General features: G+C 70.9%; 8 protein-coding genes. 4 read left to right on the top strand and 4 right to left on the bottom strand.

What is annotated here, in order from left to right:
• The 4 genes from GT354_RS31810 to GT354_RS31795 form a co-directional block, all read left to right on the top strand.
• On the top strand, window positions 1-308 hold a 308-nt coding region (locus GT354_RS31810), incomplete at its 5' end, for a hypothetical protein (protein WP_237535675.1).
• Window positions 305-1,474, top strand: coding sequence for an aminotransferase class I/II-fold pyridoxal phosphate-dependent enzyme (locus tag GT354_RS31805; protein ID WP_161359844.1), 1,170 nt, complete (start codon window positions 305-307; stop codon window positions 1,472-1,474). The genes GT354_RS31810 and GT354_RS31805, both read left to right, overlap by 4 nt.
• Window positions 1,475-1,929: 455 nt before the next feature.
• A complete protein-coding gene (locus GT354_RS31800) occupies window positions 1,930-2,520 on the top strand; it encodes a lytic polysaccharide monooxygenase (RefSeq protein ID WP_161359843.1) in 591 nt (196 codons plus the stop codon).
• Between the two features lie 473 nt (window positions 2,521-2,993).
• Window positions 2,994-3,983, top strand: a complete 990-nt coding sequence (locus tag GT354_RS31795) for an aminoglycoside phosphotransferase family protein (protein ID WP_161359842.1) — start codon at window positions 2,994-2,996, stop codon at window positions 3,981-3,983.
• Between the two features lie 88 nt (window positions 3,984-4,071).
• On the opposite strand, the gene GT354_RS31790 is transcribed toward GT354_RS31795, so the two are convergent.
• From GT354_RS31790 to GT354_RS31775, 4 genes are all read right to left on the bottom strand, one after another.
• Window positions 4,072-4,653 carry a TIGR03086 family metal-binding protein gene (locus GT354_RS31790; protein WP_161359841.1) on the bottom strand — a complete coding sequence of 194 codons (582 nt, stop codon included), beginning with the start codon at window positions 4,651-4,653 and terminating at the stop codon, window positions 4,072-4,074.
• Window positions 4,654-4,785: 132 nt separating this feature from the next.
• A complete protein-coding gene (locus GT354_RS31785; RefSeq protein ID WP_161359840.1) occupies window positions 4,786-6,009 on the bottom strand; it encodes a Gfo/Idh/MocA family oxidoreductase in 1,224 nt (407 codons plus the stop codon).
• Window positions 6,010-6,348: 339 nt separating this feature from the next.
• On the bottom strand, window positions 6,349-7,659 hold the full coding sequence (locus tag GT354_RS31780) for an alpha-glucosidase/alpha-galactosidase (RefSeq protein ID WP_161359839.1): 1,311 nt from the start codon (window positions 7,657-7,659) through the stop codon (window positions 6,349-6,351).
• Window positions 7,656-8,225, bottom strand: a 570-nt coding sequence (locus GT354_RS31775; protein WP_237535674.1) for a PfkB family carbohydrate kinase, incomplete at its 5' end; no start/stop codon positions are given. The genes GT354_RS31775 and GT354_RS31780, both read right to left, overlap by 4 nt.

Below are 8,225 nucleotides of genomic sequence, written 5' to 3'. Positions count from 1 at the left end.
GAGGTGGTCGGCGGGGGAAAGCGCGACTCGGTCTGCGCCTCCGGGGCGCGGGGGGCGTGGCGGCGTCGTCGCCGATCAGGTCCATCGCGGCGGTGCTGTCGGTGCCTGCGGTGGGGCCGAGCGTGACGGCCACCGGGATCGGCGCAGCCGTGCCGGAGACGCTCGACACCAGCGCCGATCGCCCGGCCGACACGTCGGGCGTGACGCCGATCGCGTGCCGCGCCGGCGTCCTTGTTACCCATTCACGCGTGCGCGAGCATGACTCGGGTTCCGATTCCCGAGTACCCGAACGCGAAAGGCCACCATGACCTCGTGGGAGAGCATCGATGCCGACACTCCGCTGACGGCGTACGACCTCGACGAACTGCGGCGACGGCGCAGCGTCAAGTGGCGGGAGTACGAGCCCGACGTCCTGCCGATGTGGGTGGCCGAGTTGGACACCCCGACGGCGCCGCCGATCGCGGCGGCGCTGATCGAGGCGGTGCGGCTGGGTGACACCGGCTACCCGGTCGCGGGGCGTCTGCCGGAGGCGTTCGCCGGATTCGCCGACCGGCGTTACGGCTGGCGGCCCGACCCCGCCGCCATGCGCCTGGTGCCGGATGTGATGTCGGGCATCGTCGAGGCGCTGACCCTGGTCACCGAGCCGGGCGCGCGCGTCGTGGTGAACACGCCGGGATATCCGCCGTTCTTCTATTGGCTCGAGCGGGTCGGCCGGCACGTGGTGGAGAGTCCGCTCGCCTTCGGCCCGGACGGATTTCGCCTCGATCTCGACCGGTTGGAGCGCGACTTCGCCGCCGGTGCCGACGCCTACCTGTTGTGCAACCCGCACAACCCGACCGGCATCGTGCTCACCCCCGACGAACTGGCCGCCGTCGCGGGGCTCGCCGACCGATACGACGTGCGGGTCGTCGTGGACGAGATCCACGCCCCGCTCACCTATCCGGAGGCGACCCACACACCGTTCGCGTCGCTCGACGCCACGGCCGCGGCGCGCTCGATCACGCTGTGCTCGGCGTCGAAGGCGTGGAATCTCGCGGGGCTCAAGGCGGCGCTCGCGGTGCCGGGCGAAGCCGCGCGAAGCGAGGTCGCCAGGATCCACGAGGAAGTCAGCGCGGGCGCCGGGCACTTCGGCGTGCTCGCTTCGGAAAGGGCGTTCACCGAGGGCGGGGAGTGGCTGTCCGCCCTGTTGGCGGGCCTGGACGCCAATCGGCTGCTGTTGGGCACGTTGCTCGCGGAGCGGCTGCCCGAGGTGGTCTACGTCCCACCGCGCGCGACCTACCTCGCGTGGCTGGACTGTCGGGCGCTGGGGCTGGGCGACGACCCGGCCGAGGCGTTTCTGCGACGCGGCCGGGTCGCGCTCTCGTCGGGGCCGACGTTCGGTCCGCCCGGGCGCGGCTTCGCCCGGTTCAACCTGGGTACTTCGCCCGAGCGGGTCGCGGATGCCGTGGAGCGCATGGCGGCGACCCTGACCTGACCCGCGGGACTCGTCCGTGCGGGGTCGTCGTACGAGGTTTGCCGTAGGTCGTCGTACGAGGTTGTCGTTGGGGGGCAATGTTCGAGGCGGCCCGTGCCTCGTCGCTGCCCTCGCCCCACGGGCGTTCCCGCTGGTGACGACACGATTGCCGTACCGATGGGCCGGCGATTCGCGGACGACGCGGCAAAATCCCGCAGCCCGAACCATTGACCAAATTGGTCTAGTCCTTTTAACGTGAACACGCGCTCCCGGCAACGAAGGCACGCGACCCGCGCAGGTCGCATCGGCGCGGCTCGCACCCGAGCCGCGTGGCTCCACGCTCGGCCTGTTCGGACCGGAATCGACGTCCCCGTCGACTCGAAAGCCAAGTTCCGAAACCTGCTTGTCGGCTTCGAGACCGCGCTCCGGACGAGTCTGCCAGTCCCGGCACGACTTCGTTCACGAGGAGAAGCACCATGCGCAAGAAAACCATTGTGGCCACGCTGAGCGCATCGGCCATCGCCCTCCCCCTCATGTGGCCTTCCTCCGCCTCCGCCCACGGGTTCATTTCGAGCCCGCCCAGCCGTTCCGCCCTGTGCGGCGACGGCACGGTCCGCAACTGTGGCGACATCCAGTGGGAACCGCAGAGCGTCGAGGGCCCGAAGGGCTACCCGGCCGGTGGGCCCGTAGACGGCGAACTGTGCGCGGGAGGCGACTCCCGCTGGGCGCCGCTCGACAACCCCCGCAACGGCAACTGGCCGTCGACTCACGTCAATTCCGGTGCCTCGTTCAACTTCAACTGGGAGATCGAGGCCCGGCACTCGACCACGTCGTTCCGCTACTACGTCACCAAGCCCAGTTGGAGCCCCACCCAAACGCTCACCCGCGCCTCGCTGGAGAGTACGCCGTTCCTGACGGTCCCCTACAACCGCAAGCAGCCCGCGGCACACACCGTGCACACCGGTACCCTCCCGGCCGGTCGAACCGGCAAGGCCCTGATCTTCGCCGTCTGGGATGTCGCCGACACGTCGAACGCCTTCTACTCCTGCTCGGACGTCACCTTCTGACCGGACCGAAGCCCGAGGCAGTCGGGATTCCGAGCCGATGACCCGGGGCACCGACAACACCCCGAACCACCGCCCCGGGGCTCCTCCACGACCGCCGACCCGATCCCCGGGTCGGCGGTCGTGGAACCGTGCCCGGACCCACGAGGCACCGCCCCGACGTCTGCCCTCGGCCCCCGACCAGTCCGCGCACGTCAACGGCGGCTCGTCACCCGCCGGTTCACGTCGTCGGCGCATTCGATCCGCACGAGACCGGGCCTCGGCGGAAAGGGAGTTCGCGGAGGCAACCTCACTCGCGCGTCGGCACGGGCTTCCGGGATCTCCGATTGCCCTCGGTGACCGGTTCGGCTCGACTACGATCGCCCACGAACGGCCTGCCGACGACAATTCCTCGAAACCCGGGCGAGAGCGGAACCGCCAGCGGGAGCAGGACGAGGAGCGGACGGAAAGCGAAGGCCGGAACGGGAGGCAGGGGCATGCGATTTCGGCCGATCGAGCGTGCCCGTGACGCCTTCCAGCAGTCCGTGACCGCCGCCGACATCGAGGCGATGTGCGCTCGGGTCCTCGGCAAACGGACCCACGTGCTCTCCGCCGTGGAACTGGGCAACGGCGGCTACAACAGCACCTATCGGCTGGACCTGGACCGGCATGGCCCGGTGATCCTGCGCGTCGCCCCCGAGCCGGGGCGGCAGGGGTGTGCCGAGCGCGAGTTGATGCGCAACGAACACGCGAGCCTGCCCTATCTCGCGCCGATCGCGCCGCTGTTGCCGCGCCTGCTCGGGATCGACTTCACGCACCGGATCGTCGGCCGGGACTACCTGTTCCAAACCCTGCTCGACGGCGTTCCGGCGCGGGACGGCCTCGCCGCGTACCCTCGGGCCGGCTGGGGCACGTTCTTTCGCCGAATGGGGGTGATCGCGAAGGACGTCCACTCGGTGCGAGGGTGTCGGTTCGGGCCGGTCGCCGGGCCCGGGCATCCGACGTGGAGCGACGCACTCGTCGCGTCCCTGGAGGCCATCGCGACCGACCTGGACCTCTCCGGTCTGCCCGCCGCCGACGTGCGCGCGGTGGCCGCCGCCGCCGCGGCGGACCGTCGGCTGTTGGACGAGATCACCGAACCCCGGCTGCTGCACGGCGACTTGTGGACGGTCAACGTCATGATCGACCCCCGGGCCGCCGAGCCCACCATCAGTGGCGTGTTCGACTGCGACCGCACGTCATGGGGCGACCCGGCCGCCGACTGGACCGTCTTCATGGCCGACCGCCGACAGGGCGCCGAACGAGACGCCTTCCGGGACGCATACGGCCCGGCGGACACCTCCCCCGCCGCCACGCGCCGCGCGCTCTACTATCGTGCCCGCCACATCGGCGCGATCCGCTGGGAACGGCACCGCCTCGGCCGGCCCGACGACGCCCCGAACACCCACGACGACATCCGCGAGATCCTGACCCGGCTGCGAACCTGACCGAACGCGAACCGAGCCGGAACCCGAACCGAACCCGAATCCGAGCCCGCCGCGCCCACCGCCACAACCAGGGCGGCCGAACTTCGGGTCAGCCGGCCGAGCGCTCGCGACGCCAGTGGGGATCGCGACCGGTGGCGGCCAGTAGGCCGTCGAAGCGGGACGCGTCGGCCGGGACGGCCACCGGCTCGCCGAACACGTTCATCTCACGAGCGGTTGCCGACATCGTGTCGACCAGCGTGTAAAGCGGTTCGATGCCCTGCTCGTCGGGTGCGTAGTCGCGGCCGGTGGCGCGCGCGAGGTCCCACGCGTGCACGGTCACATCCAGCAGGGCCATGCTGCCGACGATACGTGAGGGCAGGCCCATCCCCGCCGAGACGCCCTGTTCCGCGTCCGGCGCCGCCCACGCTGCGCCGAGCTTGGCTGTCTCCTCGGCGAACCGGCCGCGCCAGTCGCCCTTCAGGTAGTCGGGCGTGGTGGCGAAGTCGGCGGGCTGCTTGGCCGCGAGGGCCTGGAAGTTCGTCACCACCTGGAAGAGATGATTGAGAAGGTCGCGCACGGTGTAGTCGGCGCACGGCGTCGGGAGGTCGAGTTCGTCGTCGCCGATGCCGCGCACCACGGGCACCGCCTCGGCCGCCGCGCCGTCGATCAGTTCACTGATTGCCTGGGTCATGATCCGACCGTACGTACGGCGCGTGCCCACCGGCTTGAAGAAACGCGACACGAGCCCCATCGACGTCACGACGCGGAGCGGGAACGCGGGCCGCCGCACGGCCACCGCACCCGCCGCGAGCCGGCCGCCCGCCTACGGTCCGGGTACCTCGACCTGGTGGGCCGCGAAGTATCGGACGAGGTCCGGCGCGAGCGGCGGCACGTCGACGTGTACCCCGCCCGCCCGCAGCGACGTGGTCGCGGCGACCCCTGCGGCCACCGCCTGCCGGGCGGCGACCGGGGAGGTGTCGGTCGGTCCGCCTTCGGCTGCGAAGCGCAGGAACTCCGCGACCAGCCCCGCGTCGGCCCCGCCGTGCGGCGCGTCCGCGCCGACGACATGCTCGGTGCGGTCGGGGTCGGGCCGATAGCCGGACCGGCGCACATTCCACAGGCTCACCGACGGGTGGTCGTCCTCCAAGCCGTCGCCGAAGTTCTCCAGGCGTCCTTCGTCGCCGATGACGGTGTAGTTGCGCCAATAGTCGGGGGTGAAGTGACACTGCTGATAGCTGGCCAGCACGCCGTTGTCGAGGCGGGTGAGCATCATGCTGATGTCCTCCACGTCGACCACCGGGTTCAACCCGGTCACCGCGGCCGGCGGCCACACGTCGGGATCGAACCAGTCCCCCACCCGAGCCGCGTCCGCGCCGCCGGCTTGGCCCGACTCGCCGGAGCCGGACGGCCGCCGGGGATTGTCCCCGTACACGGCCAAGTCGCCCATCGCGACCACGTCCTGCGAGTAGCCGCCGGCCAACCAGTGGATCACGTCCAGGTCGTGTGCGCCCTTTTGGAGCAACAGGCCGGTGGTCCGGGCGCGTTCGGCGTGCCAGTCCTTGAAGTAGTAGTCGCCGCCGTGGCCGACGAAGTGCCGGCACCACACCGAACGAACCCGTCCGATCGACCCCTCGTCGATCATCTCCCGCATCCGGCGCAGCACGGGCAGGTGGCGCAAATTGTGACCGACGTACAGCCGGGTCCCGAACTCCCGCGCGGCGGACAGGAGTCGGTCGCAGTCCTCCACGGTGATCGCCATCGGCTTCTCCACGAAGACGGGCACCCCCGCGGCCAGGAAGAAGAGGCCGGGTTCGACGTGCCGATCGTCCGGGGTGAGTACGAAGACGGCATCGAGGCGGTCGTCGAGCATGGAGCGGTGGTCGGTGTGCACGACGACCTGCGGCCCGAAGAGGGCGACGGCGTCGGCCCGGCCGCGCGGGGAGGGGTCGGCGCAGGACACCACTCGGGCCACGCCTTGGATATTGGCCCGCACCGCCAAGGCGGCGCGCTGACCGACGCCCACGACACCGACGCGTAGTTCGCTCATCATTTCCTCGGTTTCGACAAGGCCGCGGCCCGACACGGACGCGACGCAACGTAGTCGCCATACGACCTGCTCACGACGCGACGTGGTCACGACACGGCCTGCTCACCAGGCAACGTGCTCGCCACACAACCTGCCCACGACACGACGTGCTCGCGGCACGGCCTGCTCGCGACACGCTCCGCTCGCGACATCCCACGACGGAGAGTGAACAAAGACTCGACAGACCGGAGCCGGCGGCGGTGGACCACCGGCTCGCCGACCCACCCGCGCGAACCCCAGGGCGGGAACACGCGGATGGGCGGGCGAGCCGGCGGTCCACCGCCGGCCCCGACACCGGTGTCAGTGCCCCAGCGTCGCCCGCAACCCGGGCTGGAGCAGGTCGGCGTGGGCCCGCACCATGTCGTCGCACAGATCCCAGATCCGTTCGACGGGCAGCGTCGCGGCGGTGGCCGGGTCGGCCATCGCGGCGTGCCGGATGTTGCGCGGCTCGTCGTCGAGGGCGGCCCGCACGACGAGGTCGTTGACGCTCAGGTACGCGCGGTTGAGCGCCGCGCACTGCGGCGGGAGCGCGCCGACCCGGGTGGGTTGTACGCCCAACGCGTCGACCAGGCACGGAACCTCGACGATTCCCTCGGCGGGCAGGTTGTCGATCAAGCCGCGGTTGGGGACGTTGCCGTAGATCGTGCGCGGGGTCCCGGTGGTGATGCTGTGGATGATCTGCGGCGCGTACTCCATGGTGGGCTCGACGGGCACCGGTTCGCCGTTCGCGAGCGCGCGGCGGGTCTCCTCGTAGGCGGCCATGTTCTCGTCCACGATGTCGAGGTAGGCGCCGACCGGCAGGCGCAGCCGGTCGATCTCGCTGTCGTGGTGCAGGTACCACGGCACGTATTCGCTGGAGTGCTCGCTGGTCTCGGTCGGGTAGTAGCCGAGGCGACGGTACATGTCGACGCGTACCCGGCGCCGCAGTTGCGGGTCCTTCTCGATCAGGGCGTCGAGCCGCGGGTACAGGTCCTCGCCGTTGTGCTCGAAGCGCAGCACCCAGGCCTGGTGGTTGACGCCGGCGGCCCGGTAGTCGATCTCCTCGTGCGGGATGTCCAGCATCTCGGCCAGGCCGTGCGTGGTCCAGAACACCGAGTGGCACAGTCCCACGACCCGGGTCAGTCCGGTGGCCTGGGTCAGGTACTGGATGTTCATCGCCATCGGGTTGGTGTAGTTGAGCAGCCACGCGTCGGGGCACACCGCGGCGATGTCCTCGCCGAGGGCTCGCAGCACCGGGAAGGTGCGCAGCGCGCGGAAGATGCCGCCGATGCCCAGGGTGTCGCCGATCGTCTGGCGCAGGCCGTAGTGGGCGGGTACGTCGAAGTCGGTCCTGGTGGCCTCGCGCATGCCGACCTGGATGATGTTGATGACGAACTGCGCGCCCTCGAGGGCCTCGCGCCGGTCCAGGTGGGTGGTGATCCGCGGGTTCGCGTTCAGGTCGTTCGCGATCAGGCGGGCCGCGCCCTGTGCGGTGGCCAGTCGTTCGGCGTCTATGTCGTGCAACGCGATGTGCGCGTCGCGCAGTTCCGGGAAGGCGAGGATGTCGGCCAACAGCCCCTGGGTGAAGACGACGCTGCCGGCGCCGACGAATACGATCTTGGTGGTGGTCATCGCTGGTTCTTTCCGTTGCGGGTGACGGCCGCGAGGGCCGCGAGGGCTTCGTCCCAGGTGGGTTGGGCGGGGGTGCCGCCGTGGGCCGCGGTGGACAGCGCGCCGCATGCGGCGGCGATGTCCAGGGCCCGGTCGCGGGGTTCGCCGGCGAGGATCGCGGCGAGGTACCCGGCGTTGAAACTGTCGCCGGCGCCGACCGTGTCGCGCGGTTGCGCGGGGATGCCGGGGGTGCGCAGCAGGGTGTGGCCGTCGTGCGCGAAGGCACCCTCGTCGCCGTTCTTGACCACCACCAACGGCCCGTGCGCGGCCAGCCGTTGCGCCGCTTCCTCCGGTGCGCCGCCGGCGTCGAGGCCGGCCAGGGCCAGGGCCTCTCGCGCGTTGGGCAGCAGGATGTCGACGACGGGCAGTACCGCGGCGATGCCGACGGGATCCCAGCGCCCGATGGGGTCGTCGTTGGTGTCGAGCGACGTACCGGCGCCGTGGGCGCGGGCGGTGCCCAGCAGGTCCGGGAGTGCGCGGGCGAGTTCGGGCATCAGGAAGTACGACGCCGCGTGCACGTGTCTGCT

It is taken from the genome of Streptomyces sp. SID3343 (genome assembly GCF_009865215.1).
GTDB lineage: Bacteria > Actinomycetota > Actinomycetes > Streptomycetales > Streptomycetaceae > Embleya.
Note: the sequence above shows the minus strand (reverse complement) of the source record. Positions and strands in the feature narration are given on the sequence as shown.